The 20,682-nt window shown below is 67.3% G+C and carries 14 protein-coding genes; 3 read left to right on the top strand and 11 right to left on the bottom strand.

Annotated features, from left to right (window positions below):
• Positions 1 to 7: 7 nt before the first annotated feature.
• Positions 8 to 844 carry an FkbM family methyltransferase gene (locus AWB80_RS02960; RefSeq protein WP_061173160.1) on the bottom strand — a complete coding sequence of 279 codons (837 nt, stop codon included), beginning with the start codon at positions 842 to 844 and terminating at the stop codon, positions 8 to 10.
• 322 nt (positions 845 to 1,166) lie between these two features.
• Between AWB80_RS02960 and AWB80_RS02955 the strand changes: the two genes are divergently transcribed.
• From AWB80_RS02955 to tssA, 3 genes are read left to right on the top strand one after another with little or no spacing between them, the layout of a single operon-like run.
• Complete coding sequence (locus tag AWB80_RS02955) at positions 1,167 to 3,173, top strand: ATP-binding protein (RefSeq protein ID WP_087130932.1); 2,007 nt, start codon at positions 1,167 to 1,169, stop codon at positions 3,171 to 3,173.
• Positions 3,170 to 3,904 (top strand): response regulator transcription factor, encoded by a 735-nt coding sequence (locus AWB80_RS02950; RefSeq protein WP_061173159.1) that lies wholly within the window; start codon positions 3,170 to 3,172, stop codon positions 3,902 to 3,904. The genes AWB80_RS02955 and AWB80_RS02950 overlap by 4 nt, the downstream gene beginning before the upstream one ends.
• Before the next feature lie 37 nt (positions 3,905 to 3,941).
• A complete protein-coding gene (gene tssA / locus AWB80_RS02945; protein WP_061173158.1) occupies positions 3,942 to 5,537 on the top strand; it encodes a type VI secretion system protein TssA in 1,596 nt (531 codons plus the stop codon).
• 22 nt (positions 5,538 to 5,559) lie between these two features.
• On the opposite strand, the gene AWB80_RS02940 is transcribed toward tssA, so the two are convergent.
• The 10 genes from AWB80_RS02940 to AWB80_RS02895 all read right to left on the bottom strand — a co-directional run bounded on the left by AWB80_RS02940 (position 5,560) and on the right by AWB80_RS02895 (position 20,647).
• A complete protein-coding gene (locus AWB80_RS02940) occupies positions 5,560 to 9,420 on the bottom strand; it encodes a type VI secretion protein IcmF/TssM N-terminal domain-containing protein (RefSeq protein WP_061173157.1) in 3,861 nt (1,286 codons plus the stop codon).
• A complete protein-coding gene (locus AWB80_RS02935) occupies positions 9,417 to 10,106 on the bottom strand; it encodes a DotU family type IV/VI secretion system protein (protein ID WP_061173156.1) in 690 nt (229 codons plus the stop codon). Before AWB80_RS02935 ends, AWB80_RS02940 begins: the two co-directional genes overlap by 4 nt.
• A gap of 1 nt (position 10,107) precedes the next feature.
• The gene (gene tssK, locus AWB80_RS02930) at positions 10,108 to 11,496 is read right to left on the bottom strand and encodes a type VI secretion system baseplate subunit TssK (protein ID WP_061173155.1); all 1,389 of its coding nucleotides are present in this window, start codon (positions 11,494 to 11,496) and stop codon (positions 10,108 to 10,110) included.
• Positions 11,497 to 11,514: 18 nt separating this feature from the next.
• Positions 11,515 to 12,285: a type VI secretion lipoprotein TssJ gene (locus AWB80_RS02925; protein WP_244206367.1), complete on the bottom strand. Its 771-nt coding sequence runs from the start codon at positions 12,283 to 12,285 to the stop codon at positions 11,515 to 11,517.
• A gap of 134 nt (positions 12,286 to 12,419) precedes the next feature.
• Complete coding sequence (locus AWB80_RS02920; protein ID WP_061173153.1) at positions 12,420 to 13,199, bottom strand: hypothetical protein; 780 nt, start codon at positions 13,197 to 13,199, stop codon at positions 12,420 to 12,422.
• A 17-nt stretch (positions 13,200 to 13,216) separates the two neighbouring features.
• A complete protein-coding gene (locus AWB80_RS02915; protein ID WP_061173152.1) occupies positions 13,217 to 13,612 on the bottom strand; it encodes a DUF4150 domain-containing protein in 396 nt (131 codons plus the stop codon).
• A gap of 8 nt (positions 13,613 to 13,620) precedes the next feature.
• Positions 13,621 to 14,286: a DUF3540 domain-containing protein gene (locus AWB80_RS02910; RefSeq protein WP_244206366.1), complete on the bottom strand. Its 666-nt coding sequence runs from the start codon at positions 14,284 to 14,286 to the stop codon at positions 13,621 to 13,623.
• A 28-nt stretch (positions 14,287 to 14,314) separates the two neighbouring features.
• On the bottom strand, positions 14,315 to 15,343 hold the full coding sequence (locus AWB80_RS02905) for a pentapeptide repeat-containing protein (protein ID WP_244206365.1): 1,029 nt from the start codon (positions 15,341 to 15,343) through the stop codon (positions 14,315 to 14,317).
• The gene (locus AWB80_RS02900) at positions 15,340 to 17,991 is read right to left on the bottom strand and encodes a DUF2169 family type VI secretion system accessory protein (RefSeq protein ID WP_061173150.1); all 2,652 of its coding nucleotides are present in this window, start codon (positions 17,989 to 17,991) and stop codon (positions 15,340 to 15,342) included. Before AWB80_RS02900 ends, AWB80_RS02905 begins: the two co-directional genes overlap by 4 nt.
• Positions 17,992 to 17,995: 4 nt before the next feature.
• Positions 17,996 to 20,647 carry a type VI secretion system Vgr family protein gene (locus tag AWB80_RS02895; protein ID WP_061173149.1) on the bottom strand — a complete coding sequence of 884 codons (2,652 nt, stop codon included), beginning with the start codon at positions 20,645 to 20,647 and terminating at the stop codon, positions 17,996 to 17,998.
• Positions 20,648 to 20,682: the final 35 nt, after the last annotated feature.

Below are 20,682 nucleotides of genomic sequence, written 5' to 3'. Positions count from 1 at the left end.
CGAGGCGCTAACGCGCCTCGTCTTGCTTGCGTGGCAGGATCGAATTGGAAATCGAGAATACGTTTTCGCCGTAGTAGACGAAGTCGCGTTCCATGTCGATATGCCACTTCAGGAAGTTGCGGCTGTTCGATTTTCCCGGCAGCAGCCAGTCATGCAGCTCGATGATCACCAGCGGAAAGCTGTTCAACTGCTCGGAGTAGCGCGAAAAGAGATCGGATTCCGCGCCTTCGATGTCGATCTTCAGGATGAACGGCGTGCCGCTGGTTTTCGCGATCACTTCCTCCAGCGTCAGCGCATCGACCTCGTAGGAGCGCTCGCTCGGTTGCTCCGCCGTGCGATAACCCCACGCGCCCTCTCCCGGATCGGTCAGAAACAGCTTTCCGCTGTGCGCCGCGATCGCCGCGTTGACCGGCACGATCGACGGAAACGACGCCGCGTTGCGGTTCAGTAGTTCGTAGTTCGATATGTCCGGCTCGACAGCCAGGATCTTCGCCCTTGGATAGGTCAGCGCGAACCACACCGACGCCGCACCGATATTGGCCCCGGCGTCGACGATGATCGGATCGGGATTCGACTCGTAGAAGTCCGCGATATCCTGCGCGCGGCTGAGATGATCCGACGCGTAGCAGCGTTGAAAGAAGATATCCCAGCACACGCGCCGGTCGGCCATCGCGGGACGATAGGTAAAGAGCTTGCCGCCGGGAAGGCGCAAGCCATGCGGACCGTATTTGACGGGCCCCCAGGCGTCGGTCGACGCATTGCCGGGGCGCAGCCATCGCAAGAGCACCGGGGGCACCATGTCCTTGACGGTGTGCTTGATCAAGTCGCGCGTAAAGTCTTGCATCCTTGCCTCCGAATGGATCTCGTTCGAGATTGCGTCATCGGTTCAAAGGGCCGCATTGCGTGTCCGATGCAGCCGGCGAATTTTTTTCGATCTTGAGGTTACGCGACCGTTCACTCCCAAAAGCGGCATTTTTTGCGCGTGAATGTGCGCTACCGCACAGCCGCGCCCAGATATCTGCGCTGCTCCCATCTCTGGTTCTGTCCCCCGCAAACATCGCGCGCGGTCCCGCATTCAAGTTCTCCCGCGTTCTGCCGAAATAAGCACGGAAGGCGCGTCATTCGATGACGCATCCAACGCTGTCGAACAGCTTCCTGGCCACGCCATGTCACTTTCATCCCGTCAGCATTTTCTGGCGAGCTTCTTTCGCACAAGCGCCGCGCCCGATTCGAACGTGACCGTGACGAACCGCACGCGCACGCTCGCCGAAGCGCTCGCGCTCGGCATCCTGTGCTATCTGCTCGCGCGGCCGGTCGCGCATCTCGACAGCGCCGGCACGCTCGCCGCGATCGCGTGGCCCGCGCCCGCGGTCGTCATCGCGATTCTCTGGCCGATGCCGCCGCGACGCTGGCCGATCCATCTCCTCGCGATGTTCATCGCGATTGCCGCGACCGGCGATTTCAGTAGCACGTCATGGCGCAGCGACCTGGGCTTCTGCGTCCTGAACGTGCTCGAAGTGGCGCTGTGCGCGTGGCTCGGCCGGCGTTACGTCGACGCGGACGGCGCGATCGTCACCACCGCCAGCCTGATGCGCTTCCTGCTGCTGCTCCCGCTCGCGGCCATCGGCGCGACCTCGATGCTCGGCGCGACGCTCGCGAGCGATCTGGGCCACGACGGCTGGTGGCGCGAATGGCGCACGCTGTTCGTCGGCAACGGCGTCGCGGTGCTGGTGCTGGTGCCGGCGGTGCTCGCCTGGCGCGCGCGTCTCGCCACGGCCGCGAACAACGCGAACAACGCACGTAACGCCGAACCGCTCATCGCCCTTGCGTGCAGTCTGGCGGTCGTCGCGTTGCTGGTCGCCGCAGCCGCGCTGCAGGTGTCGGAACAGGTGCAACGCGCTGTCGTCTCGCTGTTGCTGGCGGGCATCGCCATTTACGGCGGGCTGGCCGCCGCCGCGACGACCGTCGCCACCGCCGCGGTGTTCGGCGTCGGCCTGACGCTGATGCGGCTCGGGCCGTATCGCTACGAGAACGCCGAAAGCGCGTGGCATCTGCAGATCGACATGGCCGGGCTCGCGATCCTCACGTTCTTCGTCGCCGTGGCCGTGCGCGAGCGCAGGCAACTCGCGCTTCGCCTGGAACGGGCGCGCCGGATGGAGTCGCTCGGGCTGCTCGCGGGCGGCGTCGCGCACGACTTCAAGAACATCCTCGCCGCCGTCGATGGCTACGCGGAAATCGCCCGCGACCGGCTCGCGGCCGATTCCGCCGCGCGCAAACCGCTTCGCGAAGTGCAGGCCGCATCCGCGCGCGGCTACGAGCTTACCGAGGAAATCCTGCTGGCGGCGCGGCGCGGCGACCGCGTGCGCGAATCGCTCGACCTGATGTCGATCGTGCGCGAGAGCATCGCGCTCGCGCGGCCGCTGTGCCGCAACGGCGTCGTCATCGAGTTCGAGCCCGCGGATGGCCGCCTGTTCGTCGCCGCGCACGGCAACCAGCTCGTGCGGGCCGTGCTGAACCTCGCGAGCAACGCCAGCCTCGCGGCGCGCTCGCGCGTGGTGCTGCGCGCCGGCAGCGCGCCGTCGATGACCGAAGCGCTCGCCGTCGGCGACGTACCGCCCGGCGCCATCGCGTGGGTGGATGTCGAAGACGACGGCCCCGGCATTCCCGCCGAGCATCTGCAACATCTGTTCGAGCCGTTCTTCTCCGTGCGGGCGAAAGGCGGCGGCTCGGGCCTCGGTCTCGCAATTGTCGCGGGCGTGGCCTGCGAGCATCAGGGCGGCGTCGCGATCGCGACCGGGCCGGGCGGCACACGCTTTCGTCTCGTGCTGCCGTTGCTGACGAAGGCGCCGGCAGCGTCAGAACAGAGTTTCGAGCCGGCCGAACCCATCGGCCACGGCGAACGCGTGATGCTGATCGACGCCGATCCCGAATCGCGGGAACGCTGCGAGGACTGGCTCGCCGAGATGGGCTTCGAGCCGCTCGGTTACGCCGACGCCGACGAAGCGCTCGACGAAGCCGCACACACTGACGACGAACCCGCGCTCGTGCTCGCCGCCGACAGCCTGCCGGCGAACGACATCGCATTCGCCGCGCGCGTCGTCGTCCTGAACCGACCCATCGAGCGCGAGGCCCTCGCACGCGCCGCCGCAACCGCCTTGAAGGACCTGCCATGAGCTTGCAGCCGCAACACAGCATCCTCGTCGTCGACGACGATCATTCGATGCGCATCCTGCTGATCGAATATCTCTCCGGCCACGGCTACAAGGCCGACGGCGCGGCGAGCGCACAGGAGGCGCTCAGCGTGTTCGCGGCGAAACGCTACGACCTCGTGCTGCTCGATCTCGGCCTGCCCGACGGCGACGGCAGCGACCTCGCGCGCCGCTGGCGCGAACAGGCGCAGGTGCCGATCATGTACATCACGGGCCGCAACGACGAAGCCGATCTCGTGATGGGACTCGAACTCGGCGCGGACGACTACATCGTCAAGCCGTTTTCGCTGCGGGAAGTGCTGGCGCGCATGCGCGCGGTGATGCGTCGCACGGGTGCGGCGTCGGCCGCGCCGCTTACGCGCGGCAAGCTGCCGAACGCGTATCGCTTTGCGGGCTGGACGCTGAACCTGAACACGCGCCGCCTGAGTTCCGCCGATCAGTCCGCGGTGCCGCTCACCAATTCGGAATTCAATCTGCTCGTCACGTTCCTGAGCGCGCCGGGGCGTATCATCACGCGCGAAAAGCTGCTCGAAAGCACGCGCGCCTTCGACGATATCTACGATCGCGCCATCGACGTGCAGATCCTGCGGCTGCGGCGCAAGATCGAGATCGACCCGAAAAAGCCGGCGCTGCTGCGCACCGAGCGCGGCGCGGGCTATATCTTCGACACCGACATCGAACATCTGTGGACCTGAGCGGGTCCCTTTCCTCTCACAGCAAGCAAAGAACCCCGTGACCGATTTCAAGAGCCTTGGTACGCAACCCATCAGCGAGGCGCAGCCTTGCGGCGTCGACGTGCGCGACGATCCCGACTTCGAGCTGCTGCAAAACGAAATCGCGAAGCTGACCAATCCGGCCGCGAGCGGTTCGCCGGACTGGGAACAGGTGGTGAAGCTGTCGTCGGCGCTGCTCGCCGGCAAGGGCAAGGACATTCTCGTCGCGAGCTATTTGACGGGCGCGCTCTTGATCACGCGCGGACTCGCCGGTCTGAGCGACGGCGCGCAGGCGCTCGAAGGGCTGCTCGCGACGCACTGGGAAGGGCTTTATCCGCCGGTCGCGCGGCTGCGGGCGCGGCGCAACGCGATTCAATGGCTGATCGATCGCGTTCGCGCGCACGGCGACGAGCACGACTGGTCGAGCTGGCCGCCGCAGGATGCGGCGCTCGTCGAGGGCCTGCGCGCGTCGCTGGCCGGGATCGATCGCGTGCTCGCGGAAAAGGACGACGAAGCGCCGTCGATGCAGCCGTTGCGCGCGCTGCTCGGCACGGTGCAGGTTGCCGAACCGGAGCCTGAGCCTGTCGCTGTGGCCGAAGCTGTCGTGGAAAACGAGCCTGTCGCTGCGCCCGCCGCGGCTCCGGCTCCAGCGCCCCGGCCCGCGCCCGTCGCAGCGCCCATTGCAGCGCCCGCGATACAAGCCGACCCGCTCGCCCCCCTCGCCGTCGATTCATCCGACGGCGCCAGCCACGCCACCGACGAAGCGCTCGACCGGCTCGCCGCCATCGGCACCTGGTACGCGCAGAACGAACCATCGAGCGCGCTCGGCTTCCGGCTGCGGCGCATCGGCGTATGGGCCGGCATCGAGCGCGCGCCGAACGCGCAAGGCTCGGACACGCAACTGCCCGGCCCGATTGCGCCGTTGCAGGATGCGTTGCGCAATCTGCAATCGCGCGCGGCGCATGGGGATATCGTCGGCTTTGCGGAAACGCAGGTGCTGACGTATCCGTTCTGGCTCGATCTGAACTACGCCGCCGCGACCGCGCTCGCCCAGCTCGGCGATACGTGGGGCGCCGCGCGTCGCGAAGTCTGCGGCGAGACCGCGACGTTCGTTGCGCGGATGGAAGGCATCGAGCGTCTCAAATTCGCCAATGGCGTGCCGTTCGCGAACGCCGATACGGTGCAATGGCTGGGCTCGCTCGCGTCTTCGGGCGGCGATGCGGGCGCGGCGGCCGCGCCGGACCCGCTCGTCGCGGTGCTCTCGCGGGCGCGGGCGCTTGCCGCGGACAACGATCTGCGCGCCGCCGCGCAATGGCTGCAGGACGCGATCGACAAGACCGCCGCCGTCGGCGCGCGCCTGCGGCTGCGCACTGCGCTGTGCGATTTGTTGCTGGAGCATCGACCGGGCGCGCGGCTCGATGCCTTCGCGCGCGCGCTGGTGGAGGAAGTCGACCGCTACGGCGTGGCGTCGTGGGACCCGGCACTCACCGCCGACGCGCTGCGCGCCGCCTACGCGATTTTGAGCCGCAACGACCAGAACGAAGCGGAGACGGCGGCGCTGCTCGCGCGCATCGCGCCGCTGGACGTGGGGATCGCGGTGCGATTGATTACGTGATGGGGCCGAGGGCGCGCCGCCCTCAAAGCCCCGTCATCATCATCGCCGGCGTCTGACCGCGCCAGCACGCGCCGATCGTCGCCGGCAAACCAAGCTCCGCCAGCGTGACCGGATTGCCCGCCACCGTCGGCACGATGGCCGGCAGCGGCGGCATGCCGGGACTCATCACCGCGAGCTGATCGACGATATTCATCTGCTGGCGCTGCGCCTGCGCATCCTGAATCTGCTGCTTCTGTTGCGCGGTGGTCTTCTGCAGCGTCTCGTAGACCTCGATCCGATGCGCGGCGTCGGTCACCTGATCGCCGCCCGTCACCGCGAAACTCACCGTCAGCGTCTGCACGTTGAGCGCCTTCAGCGCGCTCTCGCTCGCCGGGAAATCGGCAGGCGTGAACTGGCGCTGGCCATCCGCGAAATCCTTCAGGAACGCGGCGACGCCCAACGGCCCCGCGTAATTGCGGTTCAAGGTCAGATTGCCGATCTTGATCTGCAAGCGCGTATCGCCGCACTGTCCCGCCGTCCACGCAAAGCTCGTGCTGACCGGGAAGTTGTAGTTGTTCAGCGTCTGCATGCCCGCCGCGCACTGTACGGTGAGAATCGTCGCGTAGGGTTTCGCCTGCGCGTCGGCATTGACATTGGTCGGCTGCGCGGTGAGCGTGAGCGGCACCGTCAGCGCGCGGGCCGCATCGGCCTGCTGCTTGGCCGTCGCGAGCGTGCGGTCGAGCTGATCGAGCGCCTGCTGCGCGTCCAGTTGCGCCTTCTGCGCCTGAAGCTGCTGCGCCTGCTTGTCCGCCGCGCTGCGCGCAGCCGATTGCTGCTGCGCGAGCTGGCGCCCGAACGCGCCGTTGAGCGTGGGCACGAACGTCGACGTGAACGGCACGCTGAAACCCTGCGTCTCGACGATCTCATAGCGGCTCGCATTGCGCGTGAGGAACGGCTTGGCCGCGCCATCGGCGAAGGCCCAGACCGCGCCCTTCGCGCCGAACAGCTGATCGATCGCGGCGCTCTTGTCGGTCGCGCCCTGCAACGGATACACCACACCCGATTCCCAGCCGCGCTGCAATTCGCACGAAGCCTGCTGCTCGATATACGCCGCGAGGAAATCGAACGGGCCGCGAATCAGACGCCATGTCAGCATGTCCGAGCCGTCGCCGGTGCCGATCAGCGTGCGCAACTGCGTGAGCGGCTGCAGCGCGCTCATCATCTCCGAAGGCTGCGGCTGCGCGCTCGTCGCGAACTGCGCGAAGTCCGCGGCAAGCTGATAGTTCTTGCCGCTGCCCGCGCCGCTGTCGATGGCGAGCTTGTTCAATCCGGCGAGATAGAGCGTCAGCGCATCGACCGCGCCTAGATTGTTGGTCACCGCCTGGCCGCCGCGTTGCGGCGCGCCGGAGAGCACGTCCTTGAGCGCCGTCGCGCCCACCGCGTTGATCGCGCCCGCCACCTTGACGGCCTGATTCGCCGCGCCGACGCGCGTCGCCTGTTCGCGCACCTGCTGAAACTGCCGCGCGAGGACGATCCAGCCGGGCAGCGGCGCATCGGCGCGTTCACCGTCGAACTCTTCGTTGATCCGCGCGATCAGGCGGAAATACGGACTCGCCGGCCCGCTGACGATGCCGAGCGCGGAACGCCAGCCTGCTTCGCCGGAGTACGGCGCGGCGCCGTTCGTGAAAGCCTCGACGAAGTTTTGCCATGCCAGCACGCGCCGGGTGCGATACCAGTCCTCGAAGGACGCACGCTGCCGGTCGAATTGCTCAGGGTTGCTGACGGCCGCGCGAATCTGCTTCGCGAGTGCGTCGAGCGCCTGCCGGCCCGCGACGGTATAGACCGCCGGAACCGTCGCATCGGGCGTGCTGGCGACGCTCGCCCCGATCACGCTGCCTTTGGCCGAACGCATGCCGGCATCGGCCATTGCGTTCGCGGGTTGCGCGTTGCCGCCCCAGAAGTCGGACGCGCGCACCGGCGCCAGTTCGCCGCCGTCCGGCACGAGGCCGACGAGCCAGGTCAACTGCGGATCGGCGGCGACGGCCTGATCGAGCAGCGTGCGCTGGTTCTTCAGGCGTTCCTGCAGATAACCGGCGTCTTTCGGCGACCAGACGAGATACGAAACCGTGAGCGGATTCATTTGCGCGTTGAGCTGCGCCGGATAGAGCGAGGTCGCGACCGGCTGCGGCATCGCTTCGAGCGTCGCGCGGTCCGCGCCGCCGATGCGCGCCCGCAACAACGCAATCGAGCGCGCGAGATTCAGCAATTGTCCCGCCTGCTCGACCGGCGCCCCCGCCTGCCCCACCGACGCCGCGAGCGCCGTCTGCTGGCTCTGGTCCGCGGCGGGCTGGATCGCCTGCCGGTATTGCTGCACGAATACGTCATGCAGACGCTCTTCGAGCGACGCGAGCCCCGCGCCGTTGCCGAGCAGCCCCGACATCCAGCGCCGGTCGTTCTGCGCGACCTGCGTCAGCACGTCGTTGGAATACGTGAGCGCGGCGGCGTCGTGGAACAGGTTGCCGTTCAGCGCGACCTTGTCCGGCCGCGCGCTCTGCACCAGCGCGAGCGTCTGTTTGTTGCCGGCGAAGGACACCGACAGCAGAATGCCGAACATCGCGACGAGCAGCACCCACGCGATGACGCCAACGCTCTGCGTGACGCGCTTCCAGTGATGCACGAGCATGGCCGGCTTCGCGGCGTTGCGGTCCTGCGGCAGGATACGGCCGAAGAAGTCGTGCAGGAACACGCCCGCCGTGTCGCTCGCATGCGGCGGCGAAGCGGGCAGCACCGAACCCATCAGCGCGGACATCGCGCCGCCTTCCTGCTGGCCGCTGCTGAAGAAGATGCCGCGCAACAGCGGCCGTTCGAGATACGGGCTGTCGGCGAGGCAGGTGCCGAGGAACATCCCGAGGCCGGCGCGCAACTGCTCCAGCTCGTTCGGGAACATCAGCAATGCAGGCGAGGGCTGCGCCTCGCGCGAGACGATCGCGAGACGCAGCGCCTGCAAGCGCGCGCCGATCGAATCGAACGCGCGCGCGACGAACGCGGTTTCGCCCGAAACATCCGCTTCGCTCTCGTCGGCGAGATAGCCCATCGCCTGACTGAGCGCGTCGGCGGGCAGCGTCTTCGCCCACTCCTCGAAGCCGTACAGACGGTCGCACTTGGTGACCAGCACATACACCGGAAAGCGCTTGCCGAACATGCGGATCAACTGCTCGATGCGCGCCCGCACGATGCGCCCTTCATCGGCGAAGGTATCGGCGTCGGGATGCATGAGCCGGTCCGCGCTGACCGCGAGCACGAGCCCGTCGAGGCCCTCGCGCGGACGATAACGGCCGAGCAGATCGAGTCCGAGCTCCCATTCGCGACGATCCTGTTCGACGTCCTCCGCCTGTACGTAGCGGCCCGCGCAATCGATCACCACGGCGCGGTCGAAATACCACCAGTCGCAGTTGGCGGTCTGCCCGATGTTCGCCTGCTGACTGATCTTCTGGATCGGCGACGAAAGCCGCGCGCGCGTGAGCGCCGTGGTCTTGCCGGTGCCCGATTGCCCCACGACCATGAACCACGGCAGCGCGTAGAGCGGATCGCCCTGACTGCGCAGATTCGACTGGCGCAGCGTCGCGACGGCGGCTTTCCACTTGCGCCGCAGGAGCGTTTCCGGCGACGCCGCCGGCGCTTCGACGTGAATGGCTGCGCTCTGCGCCGCGAGGCGGCTGCGCGAGCGCATCATCACGATCATGCGGCGCGCGAACGTCACGAAGAAGTACGCCGCGAACACGCCGACGAAGATCGCCAGCGCGACCCACAGCGGCCAGCCGAAATAGAGGACGATGCCCCAGCTGACCAGCGCGACGACGATCAGCGTCAACAGCCACAGCAATGCAATGCCCAGCGTTTTCATGGATGTATCTGCGTGAGAAGCGTATCGACGGACTGCGCGACGACGGTGTGATACACGCCGTACAGCGCCGCCAGCAGGAACAGCGGTAACAGGATGGCCGTGAGCTTGCCGCGCGTGAGCCGCGTGGCGAAACGCGCGCGCACGCCCGGGCCGCGCGCCGCGGCTGCATCGCCCGCGACGTGATAGCCGTCCGGAAACAGGAACGCGCGCGCCGACGCGCCGAGCTGGTCGGCGTCGGGCAGCAGCATCGCGAGATTGGTGCGGCGGATGTCGGTGAGCGTCTTCTGGTTGCGGTCGTACGCATAGCGCCCGCCGAAGCCGAGCGCGAGACACAGATAGAACACTTCGCGCACCGCCAGTTGCGCGGGCGTGAGCTGCGCGAGGCGCTCGTAGAACACGACGCCCGCATTGCTCACATTCGAGTAGCGGCGCTGCAGCAGATGACGCTGCCATTGCCCCGCGCCGTCCCAGCGCGTGGTGAGCAGCAGTTCATCGGCCCACGCGTTGAAGGCGAACAGCGCCTCGTCGATGTCGGTCTGCGAAAAGCCCGCGTCGTGCGCGCGCATCCGCGCGGTCGCGATCGCGCCGTCGAGTTGCGCGGTCAGGCTCGCCGCGTCGCCCATCGGCGATGCCGCGAACGCGCGCACCTGCGCGAAAAGGGGAATGAGGGTATCGGCGAGTGTCACGCTATCTCCGCAGCACGACGATTTCCGCGCGCAGATCCTGCGGCGCGTCGGGCCATTGCAGCGCGATATTCTCATCGCGCTCCACGGCGTCCCACAGTTCGCTCACCTGCTCGATGCGGAAGTAATTCGACGACGCGCGGCGCGGCATGCCTTGCGGCGCGTTCGGCAGATGAATCAGCTCCAGCCCCGGCAGCGCGTGCGCGACGAGGCGCGTGACATCGGCGGCATTGGCGAGACGCGCGTCGTAGAGCGCGCCATCGACGACCTGCGCCGCCGCCTGCTCCGTGCGCAGCACGAGATAGAAGCGGTTGCGGCGGTCGAAGAACGCGCGCGGCAAGTCGCCCGCGAACATGCCGTCGCGATACTCGAGCACCGCAAGATGCTCCGGCCCGATCGCGATCTCGCCGAGCAGGAAGCCGATCAGCGCCTGCGCGCGCGAGAAGCAGTTGTAGAGGTCGGTGTGATCGTAGGCGGGCAGGCCCGGCGTGCCGTCCTGCGCCTCGCCGAGCATGTCGAAGCGCTCGGAAAACGCGCTCAGTTCGCCGACCAGACTGCGCAATTCGCCGTACAGATGCCACGGATGCACGGTCGGCGTCTGCGTCAGATGCACGAGATTGGGCGCGGCGCGCGACAGGGTACGCATCGCGAGCAGCAGCATCATGTAGCCGGGATCGAACTCGGCTTTCTGCAACTCGCGCGGATTCTTGAATTCCTGCAGATGATGCGCGCGGCCGACGACATCGTCGCGAATCTCGCGCACGATGCGCAGCAGCGTGTCCGACCCGGACAGCGCGTAGCCCGGCGCGATGAAGCGCTCCGACAGCGTCACCGTATCGCCGATGCGCGTGAGCTGCGCGATCGGAATCAGATCGTACTGGCCGAGATTGGCGGCCTCGCCCTCGAAGAACACTTTCAGCACGTGCAGCAGCGTATGCACCGGCGCGGCGGGACCGTTCGAATGCAGGTCGGGCACCTGGGCCGGGTTTTCGAGGCTCGCGTAGCGGGTCTGCGCGGCGGCGGCTTCATCGGCCGATGCGCACATCGACACGTTGTTGCCCTCGGCGGCGAACTTGCGCACGCCGAGATAGACGGTGAGCGCGCGGCCATCGCCGATCGACGCCGCATCGAACGAGCGCGGCGCGAGCACCGCGTTGCCCGGATATTCGACATAGGTGCGATCCGGAAAGATCAGCTTCGCCGAGCGCACTTCGATGGTCTGGCTCGCGATCGCGCCCGTGGCGATATCCAGCGCGCCCGCGCCCCAGAAATGCGGCAAACCCGTCTCGACGACAGGCTTGTTGCGGAACTGCTCGTGCAGCGACGCCAGCTGAAAGTGCTGGGGCTGCATGAACATGCCCTGATACCAGTAGATGCCCTTGTTGTGTTCCATACCTTGGCGGTCGATGTGCTAGTTGGCGAGCTTGCGCAACGGCGTGTCCTGCGGACTGGCCGCGCCGACGGCGCCTGTCGTGGCGCCGGAGCCAGCCGGGTTCGCTGCGTTGTCGCTCAGACGGATTTCCTTGCCGCCGCCTTCGAGTTGCTGCGCGCGCTGCAGCGTCGCGGCATCCGGGCCGCCGGGCTGCACTTCGGCGTTGAGAATGCCCTGCGCGCCGAGGTTGAGGCGCACGACGAGCGGTCCGGGCAGCTTGGTGTGAGTACGGAAGATGAAGCCCGAGGTCTTGGTGACGACGGGCACGTCGAACTGGCGCGCCGCGTTGGCCACGCCGAATTGCGCGTAGCCCGCGACCATACCGATCGAGCGCGTGTTCTGCGCGCGATCGAGAATCAGATAAGAGTGCTGGCCGGGCGCGACCACATAACGCGAGAACTGCGCGAAGGTCTGCGGCACCTTGCCCGTGGCCATCGTGTCGGCGAGGGCGTTCGGGTCGGCGGCGAGATTGCGGAAGGCTTGCGCATCGCCGGTCTCGTAGATGCCGAGCAGCAGCGTGTGCGACTGGCCGTCATACTGGTTCAGGCCCGGATCGGCGGTGATCTCGAAGATCACGGCATCGGTCGCGTAGCCCCAGGTCACGTCGGCGAGCGGGTCTTTCGGCGGCGCGCTGCCGCACGCGGAAAGCACGAGCGCGAGCGCCCAGGCGCCGCACGCGAGCGGCAGCCGCCGCACTCCGCGTGCACGATGTTCGCCGCCCTGCGCGGCGCGGTAGTTCGTTACTGCCATTGCCGGTGCCCCATTCGGTTGCCGTCGAGTCTTTTGCCCCTGCCGCACATTCTCCGGACTTTGCGGCAGGCTCATACGGCGAAAAAAGGTGTTTTCCCGGCCCTATTCGAAATCTGCGGCGCCGGCGCGCCGCGTCACACCAGCGGCAGGATCGTCGCGCTGGCTTCACTGTCGTCGGTGTACGGCATGAAAAGGATCGATTCCGGCGATCCCTTCACGCGCGCGTAATAGGCGTCGTCCGGGCCGAGCCGGTTGCGCACCGCCCACGCGTTGAATTCGCGTTCGCCGACCTGCAACGTCAGGCCTTCCTGCGCGTACTCCAGCACGGTTTTTTCCGGCAGCTTGCCGCGCGGGCCGACCGCCTGGAAATCGATCTTCGCGCCGCCGCCATGCACGCCGAGCACGACGCCCTGCCATTCGCCCGCGCGCGGTCCGATCGCGAACCACTGGCCGAGCTGTTCCTCGCCGACCACTTCGAACCGATAATCCTGCGGCTCGCCCGCCTTCGCGAGATTCGCGCGCGCGACGATCTTCGCCGGCCACGACGGATGATTCTCGACCAGCACGGTGGCATTGCCGAGCAGCGCCGGCATGCTCTCGACGCCCGCCGCGCCCGACAGCACCATCGGGAAGCCCGAGCCGCGCGCCTCGCGCAGACTCGCGGCGAACACCGACAGCCCGTAGCGCACGGACGCTTTCGCGAGCGCGGCGTCGTCGGCGAGAATCAGCCAGAGATCGGCACGCGCCGCGTTCAGCGCGTCGAGTCCGGCGCGCCACGCGAGTTTCGCGGGTTCATCGACCCAGAAGTGGCCTTGCGTCGCGAGGCCGTAACGTTTGAGCAGTTGCGACAACGCGCTGACGCGCGCCGCGTCGCGGGTCTTGTCGAACGCGGTGATCCAGACAGTTTTGTTCATGACGATCGTTCCTCTTTTCAGCTCATCACCATCACGATGGCCTGGCTCGGCGCCAGCACCGCGCCGACCATATTGCCCTCGTTGTGCTGGGTCGGATCGCTGAGCCGCACGGCGGGCGCGCCTTCGAGCTTGACGGTGAGGCTGCCCATCATGAACTGGACCTTGCCCATGTTCTTGCCCGACACCACGCCGCCCGCGAGGCCGGCCTCGTCGCCCGATGTCAGCGGAATCTCCGATGACTTGGTGAGCGCGGGCATCCCGCCGATCAGCACTTTCACGGTCGCGGGATTGCCCATCGGCGGCATGCCGATGTTCGGGTACGGAATCGGAATCGGCGGCGCGGGGGGCGCGGGCGTCTTGCACACATCGGGCATCGCCATGCACTGGCCGCCCGCCTTGGTCACTGCGAACATGTCGGCTCCTATCCGAGGTCGATCTTGTCGGCGTCGATCTTCACCTGGCCTTCGGCCAGAATCGTCGCGTGACGCGCGCTCACGTGCAGGCGTTCCTCGACCTGCATGCGCACGCGCCCGGCGCGCGTTTCGTCGTCGTTGTCGATCCAGCGCACGCTGTCGCGGGCGCGCTGGATCAGGCGGCCGACCGTGCTCGTGACCTGCTGCGCCACCGTGCTGATCGTGCCGAATCCGGCGTGCAACTGCTGGATCGCCGCTTCGACGCGCTGGAATTTCAGCTCGCCGCGCGTGCCTGTCATCGTGATGTCGGGTGCTTGCAGCTTCAGGCTGTGCGCGGCGTTCAAATCGACGCTCGCGGCTTCGACGCGCAACGCGCCTTCGTCCGTATGCAGCGCGACGTCGCCGGGCAGCACGAGCGATGCGCCCGCGCGCTGCGCTCGCGCGAGCACCGCGATGACATACGAGATCGCGTTCGCGCCGCCGGCGGCGACGAGCACGGTATCGCCGCATTCGGGCTCGACGAGACAGCTTTCGGCACGCAACGCGCGCAGCGGCGCGCGGCCGGCGGCGTCGAACAAGAACCAGCGGTCGGCGCGGCCGGTCACCGTCGCGTAGACGAGGTCGATGGCCGGATCGTCGCCGGGCCGGGCAATCGTGACGAGCGTGCTGTTCATGGCCGTATTTCCTTTGATGATGTTCATGTCAGACGCGCGGCTGCCATTTCTCGGCGCGCGCGAGGACGGGATCGGTGCGGCGCGCGCCGTCGAACGACGCGCCGCTCAGTTGCGCGCCCTCTTCGATGAGCGCATGAAGGTTCGCGCCGCCGAAGTCGACGCGCGTGCAATCGGCGCCGGCCAGATCGGCATGCGACAGGTCGCAGAACGTGAGGCGCGCGCCTTTCAGCGACGCCCGCTGCCACACGCTCGCCGTCAGCACGGACTGGTTCCAGCGCGACGCATCCGCGCGCGCCGCGCCGAAGTTCGCTTCGCTCGCGTTGACCATTTCGCAGACCGCGTCGGTCAGATCGGCGCGTTCGCACGCGGCGTTCAGCAAGGCCGCGAATGTGGCGCGCACGCCGCGCAGCGACGCATCCTGCAACTGCGCGCCGATGAAACTCGTGCGATCGAGCGCGACGCCGGACAGATCGGCCTTGCGCAACGACGCGCCGTCGAGGATCGTCATCGTCAGATCGCAGGTGCGCAAATCCTGGCCGCTCAGATCGCAGCCGCGCAGATAGGCCTGCGCAAGCGATGCGCCGGGCAAGCGTGCGGTGCTCAGATCGGCGTCCATCGCGGTGAAGCGCTGGAGGTTCGCGCCGCTGAAGTCGGTGGCGGCGTAATGGCAATCGTGCGCGTCGGCGCGCACCAGCGCGGCGAGCGCGAACGATGCGCCGCTGAAGTCGCACCGATCGAACGCCGCGAATGCGCAGTCCGCCTGCCGCAGGCTCGCGGCGCTGAAATCGACGTTCTCGAAGCGCGTCTTGTGCGCCTTCAGCCCGTCGAGGCGCGCGCGCGCGAGCGTCACGTCGCGCAGATCGGCGTCGGCGAAAACGGCTTGCGTCAGGTTGGCGTCGGCGAGCGTCACGTTGAAGAGGCGGCACGCGGACAGATCGATGCCCGAGAGGTCCGCGCCGGACAGATCAGCGTCGGCGAGCACGCGGCTCGCGGCAAGCGTTGCGCGCGCTTCATCGGCGCTCATGCGCGCGCGGGGTGCGGAAGTCGTCGTGCTCATATGACAGGCGGCCTGAACTGAAGAATGGTGCGATCGATATTCGAGCCTTCGAGGCTCGCGATGGTCGGCTGCGTGCCTTCGAAGTTCACGCCGTAGAGATTCGCGTGACGCAGCAGCGTGCCCTTGAGGTTCGCGCTCCGCAGCGAACCCGTGAACAGGTTGACGGCATCGAGGCCCGCGCCGCACAGGTCGGCCTTGTCGAAACGCGCGCCTTTCGCCGATGACGCATCGAAGCGCGCCGCCTGCGCCTGCGCATTGCTGAAATCCGCATGATCGATGAAGGCCCGCTCGAAGCTCGCGCGACGAATCTGCACGCCGTCCCACGCGGCGCGATTCAGGCGCGTGCGTGTGAAGCGGGCGTCGTCGAAACAGGTCTTCGCGTCGGCGCGTGAGTGGCTCAGGTCGGCATCGGTGAAATTGGCCTGCGGCGCGTCGACGCCGTAAAACTCGGTGTGCGGGCAAATCGATCCGGAGAAGTCGCTGCCCGCGAGACGGCTGCCGTTGAAGCTCGCCGCACCGAGTGCGGCGGCGTTGAACTTCGCGCCGCTCAGATCGCCGTCGGTGAAGCTCGCGCGCTCTGCCTGGCACGCCGATGCATCGGCGCCGGCAAGCTTGGCCTGATCGAACACCGCGCCGCGCAGATCTGCATTGGCGAGCGTCGATGCGGAAAAGTCCGCGCCGGTGAAGTCGGCGGCGGCGAGTTGGGCGTTGCGCAGCTTGGCCCGCGCGAACGTGCTTCTGGCGGCGCTCGCTTTGGCGAACTGCGCGCGTTCGAGATCGGCTGCGCTGAAATCCGCTTCGCGCGCGAGCGCCTGCGTGAAGTTGGCGTCGGCGAGCACGCTGCCCGCGAACGACGTCTTGTCGAGCATCGCGCCGGAGAAATCCGCGCCGGTCAGATCGAGCTTCGACAGATCGAGGCCGCTCAGATCGAAGTTCGCGAGGCTTTCCCGCGCGGCATGGCGGGCGATCACTTCTTCGCGCGTCAATTGGATGACCGCGGGCGCTTCGACCACGGGCACGTCGATGGCGGGCGCGGCGACGGCGGGCGCCGGCAGTGCGGGTGGTTTCGCGGCCAACGCGGCGAGCGCGGCAAAATCGGCTGCCGATACGACGCCCGGCGGCGCCAGATGCGGCAACGCTTCGGCCAGTTCGGGACGGCTCGCCAGCTGACGACGCACATCAGCTTCCGACAATCCCGCGTCGCGCATGCGCTGCTGCGTTTCCGCCTGCAGCCGCGCGAGCAGGCCGGGCAGATCGGCGGCGCTCGCGTCGGCTTCCGGCTGGGTCAGGAAGCGCGCCGCGTCGGCATCGTTCACGCCGTGCTTCTGCATCAGCGCGCGGGTTTCCGCGTTCAGCTCGGCGACGCTCGCCTCGACTTCGGCCAGCGTCGGCACGCGCTCCGGCGGGGCGGCCTTCAGATACGGCGCGATGTCGGCGTCGGTCTTGCCGAACTTCGCCATCAGCGCGCGGCTTTCGCTGTTCAATGCAGCCGTCTGCGCCTGCGCGGCGGTCAGCCCAGAGGTGTCGAATGAAACCGCCGCTGCCTGCGGTGCCGCCACTGTCATGGGCTTTGCCGCAGCCTCAACAGTCTCCGCCGGTTCGACGGCAGCCGCCGCGCGCGCGGGCACCGCCACGGCGATCCGCTCGCGGAACACATCGCGGTAGTGCTCGAACGGCAGCGGCGTGTCGCCCTGACGTTCCCATTCGGCCATCAGGTGGGTCACCTGGCTCGCGTCGGTATCGGCGATATTGGCGAGCGCGCGGTACAGCACCACACCGCATTCCAGTCCCGGGAACAGCCAGAGCGTCTCCGCGCGCGCGGCCACTTCGGTCAGCGTGCCGTTCGCGTTGACGAAGCAGCGCGCCCGCAAGCGCGGCAACGCGCCTTGCAGCATGCTCGCGCGCGGATGCATGTTGACGATCTCGAAGCGCTCGTCGCCGCTGAAATAACCGGGCAGACGCTGATCGGACGGCGCGCTCAGAAAGAACTCGGGCCGCGTATCCGACGGCAGATGCGGCCACTCGTTCTTGAGCCAGCGCTCGTCGCACGCGCCCAGATGCTGCCGGCGCAACGGCGCGTCGCAACCGTTGCCCCAGAAGCCCGCCGGCGCCACGCGCTCACCACGGCTCGCGATGCGGCGCGTCTCGCTTTCGACGTTCGGCAACGGCCAGACGCGCGTGCCGTCGGCGTTGTCGATTTCCGCATAGCCCTTGCCAAGCGGATTGTCCGCGTAGCCCACGCCGCCGAATGCGGTTGCAGGCTCAATCGGCATCTGCGTGTAAGGCGTGGCCGCCGAGATCAGGCCGAGCGCATTGAAATGGCGCTCGCCGCTGACCACGAGCGACTTGCCGAGCGCGCCGATCCGCGCGCTCACCCGCTGCTGCGCGACCTGCGTGCCTGCCGGCGCATGCGCCGCGCCGTGGATCAAATATTCGCCGACGGGCTTCGGATAGCCTTCGTCGAGGATCGCGTTCTTGCCGAGCGCCTCGGCGACAGCGGCCCACAGATCGGGTTCGGGCAACAGTGCGTCGAGACTGCCGGCATCGAAGCGAAAGCCGGCGATCATGCCGATCGAAAGCACGTCGCGCCGCGCGAGCCGCAGACCGCGATAGACGAGCGCCAGATTGTCGGGCTTGAGGATCTTCATGCCGTCATCCCAGCTGAATCAGCGCGCTGTTGAATTTGACCGTCGAGCCGTTGAACTTCACCTGCGAGGCCGTCACGCTGAAGGCGTTGGCGGCTTCCACGTTCACGTTCGTGGAGATGGTCGCGACTTTGTCCAGTCCGTCGATGGTCACCTGCGCGCCCTTCACCGACACGTTGCCGGCCGCCTGCGCCGAGAGCGCGCCGGTCGCCTTCAGGCCGAGGTCCGCGCCGGCGGTAGCCGTCAGTCCCGACACGGCCGTCAGCTTGATGGTCGCGGCGCGCGTGCCGGCGCCGTCGCCATCGACCCACGTCGTGTTGGCGCCGCCGGCCTTGAGCACCACTTGCAGGCTGTCGACCTCCACGCTCGATGACACGCCCGGCCCGCTCGCCACCGACAACTCGCTGCCGAACTGCGACATGTTCAGCGTCGAGCCGATGCCCGGCAACGGCAATACAGTGGCCTTGATGCCCGAAATGCCGAGTTCGATGTTGCTGGCATAGAGCGGCTTGGCCTCGCTCGCGGCGGCGATTGCCTTGGCGCCGTCGAACAGCACCTTGTGCGCGAGGATCGACGTGAGCGCGCCGCCCAGTGCGGTCTGCGCCGCCGTGACGCCATAGCTGCCCGGCGTCCACGGCGCGATCTTGCCCGAGCCGCCGCCGGCGTCGTCGGCCGCGCTGATCGCGATACCCGCGTCCAGCGCGATGGCCGCGTTCACCGCGAGACTCAGCGCGACGGCTCCCTTGATCGAGTCCTTCACGCCATCGACGGTCGTCTTGATGATCGGGTCCTGGCCGCCCGAGATCAGCACCGTTTCGGCGCCCTGCAGCTTGCCGGAGGTCTTGAGCGAAACCGTGTCGGAATCGTCGACGGTGATGCTCTTGCCCTTGTTCCAGCTCACGTTGGTGCTGAGACCGAACGACACGTTCGCGCCGAACGACGCCTTCGTGGTCATCGACGCCGAGAGCGACCCTTCGTACGACAGCGTGAGCGAATTCTTCGTCCCCGCGAACAGCGAGTTGCTCACGCCGACCGTCACGCTTTCCGAGCTGCCCGCCGTGCTGGTCCACAGGCTGCCGCCGCCGTTCACGTCGGTCGAGCCGATGCCGATCGTGCTGTTGTGAAACGGCGAATGCAGCCAGACGGCTTCCTTGCCCTTGCTGTCGGTCATGTGCAACTGATTGCCGCCCGCCGTCGCGATGCGGTTCGCCTGCGCGTTGTCCTGCGTGACGACGTTGCTGTTCTCGGAATTCGCCAGACTGCCGACGATCACCGGCTGATCCGGATCGCCGTCGATGAACGACAGCAGCACTTCCGCATCCTTGTGCAGCGGGAAATGCATGCCGTGATCCGTGCCCGCGTACGGCGACGCCATGCGCAGCCGCGCCGAGCTCTTGTTGGCGTTCTTGTCGGTCTTGTCGAACGGCAACTGCACCTTGTACTGGCCGTACTCGTCGAGTTCGGCATACTGGCCATTGCCTTCGCTGTCGATGGTCGCGTTCATCGTGCCGGCCACGCGCGGCTTGGCTGTCGCGCGCTCGGGGCGGAATTGCGTCGCGGCGGCAATCGCGCGGAAGCTGTTGCGATAGACGATTTCCCCGCCGCGCGCACCGTCGCTATACGGGCTCGATACGCCGTTGAGCAGCGCGCCCGCCTGCGAGCCTTCGTGATGCACTTCGGTCACCAGATAGCGTCCATTGAAATCATCGCGATAATGCTGCGCGAGCGTGCAGAAATAGCCGCTGCGCAAGCCAAGCGCCGTGCCCTCGCCCGCATACACCTTGCCACCGCAGATGAGTTCCTGCGCGCGCAGCTTCGCGTAGCGGTCGCCTTCCTGCTGGTCGCGGAAGTTCTCGCCATAAAGCATGACTTCGCCGATGCCCGCATCCGCAACCGTCGCGCGCGCCTTTAGTTGCACCGCGGCCTTGCGATAGTTGTAGTCCTGCAGCACCACTTCGTGCGGCAGCGGCTTCTGACGGCACACGAAGTCGCGCACCGAATCGGCGGCGAGGCCGGTGTCGAGCGAATCGTCCGGACGGTACGCGACGGGCAGCGCGTCTGCGTCGTGCATGAGCTTGTCATCGATCACGACGAGCTTGTCCGCGCCGCCGGAATGATCGAAGTAGTAATAGATGCCCTCCTTCTCCAGCCAGCGCGACACGAAGTCGAGATACGTCTCCTGATACTGGCACACGAAGGTGCGCGGCCGGTACGAGCCGGTGAGCTTGAATTCGTAATCGGCGGAATTCAGGCGTCCGGTTTCGAGCACGCCGCGCACGGTTTCGGTGATCGGCCGCTCGTCGAGATAAACCTCCGAGACGCGAAACAGCGACAGGCGCCACAGACGCGGCACCAGCACCGCGCGATAGAACACGTAGCCGTCCACGCGATGCAGTTGCTCGAACTCGGCCAGGATGCCGTGATACGGTGCGCGAATGCCGCCTTCCGGGCCGTAGATCACGAACGAGGCGCGATGGCTCAGCATCGTGTCAAAGTCGATCGACGCATCGGCGGACACCAGCGTGAGGACGAAGCGAAACGGCTGCGAGATCGATTCGAAGCCTTCCATTTCGACGACCGCGAACTTGTCCGCGTCAAACGCTTCCGACGTGAAATCGAAGCGCTTGTTGGCGAGCATCCGATCGGCCAGTGAGTTCATGCTGTTTCTCCGTACAGGTGATATGCCTGCTATTT

This window comes from Caballeronia pedi (genome assembly GCF_001544915.2).
Classification (GTDB): Bacteria; Pseudomonadota; Gammaproteobacteria; order Burkholderiales; family Burkholderiaceae; genus Caballeronia; species Caballeronia pedi.
The sequence above is the reverse complement of the archived record's forward strand: the minus strand, read 5'-3'. Positions and strand labels throughout refer to the sequence as shown.

Excerpts from the sequence above, each read along its gene's own strand:
- AWB80_RS02960 (WP_061173160.1), bottom strand. The coding sequence starts at position 844 with ATGCAAGACTTTACGCGCGACTTGATCAAGCACACCGTCAAGGACATG.
- AWB80_RS02955 (WP_087130932.1), top strand. The coding sequence starts at position 1,167 with ATGTCACTTTCATCCCGTCAGCATTTTCTGGCGAGCTTCTTTCGCACA.
- AWB80_RS02950 (WP_061173159.1), top strand. The coding sequence starts at position 3,170 with ATGAGCTTGCAGCCGCAACACAGCATCCTCGTCGTCGACGACGATCAT.
- AWB80_RS02940 (WP_061173157.1), bottom strand. The coding sequence starts at position 9,420 with ATGAAAACGCTGGGCATTGCATTGCTGTGGCTGTTGACGCTGATCGTC.
- tssK (WP_061173155.1), bottom strand. The coding sequence starts at position 11,496 with ATGGAACACAACAAGGGCATCTACTGGTATCAGGGCATGTTCATGCAG.
- AWB80_RS02925 (WP_244206367.1), bottom strand. The coding sequence starts at position 12,285 with ATGGCAGTAACGAACTACCGCGCCGCGCAGGGCGGCGAACATCGTGCA.
- AWB80_RS02920 (WP_061173153.1), bottom strand. The coding sequence starts at position 13,199 with ATGAACAAAACTGTCTGGATCACCGCGTTCGACAAGACCCGCGACGCG.
- AWB80_RS02915 (WP_061173152.1), bottom strand. The coding sequence starts at position 13,612 with ATGTTCGCAGTGACCAAGGCGGGCGGCCAGTGCATGGCGATGCCCGAT.
- AWB80_RS02910 (WP_244206366.1), bottom strand. The coding sequence starts at position 14,286 with ATGAACAGCACGCTCGTCACGATTGCCCGGCCCGGCGACGATCCGGCC.
- AWB80_RS02905 (WP_244206365.1), bottom strand. The coding sequence starts at position 15,343 with ATGAGCACGACGACTTCCGCACCCCGCGCGCGCATGAGCGCCGATGAA.
- AWB80_RS02900 (WP_061173150.1), bottom strand. The coding sequence starts at position 17,991 with ATGAAGATCCTCAAGCCCGACAATCTGGCGCTCGTCTATCGCGGTCTG.
- AWB80_RS02895 (WP_061173149.1), bottom strand. The coding sequence starts at position 20,647 with ATGAACTCACTGGCCGATCGGATGCTCGCCAACAAGCGCTTCGATTTC.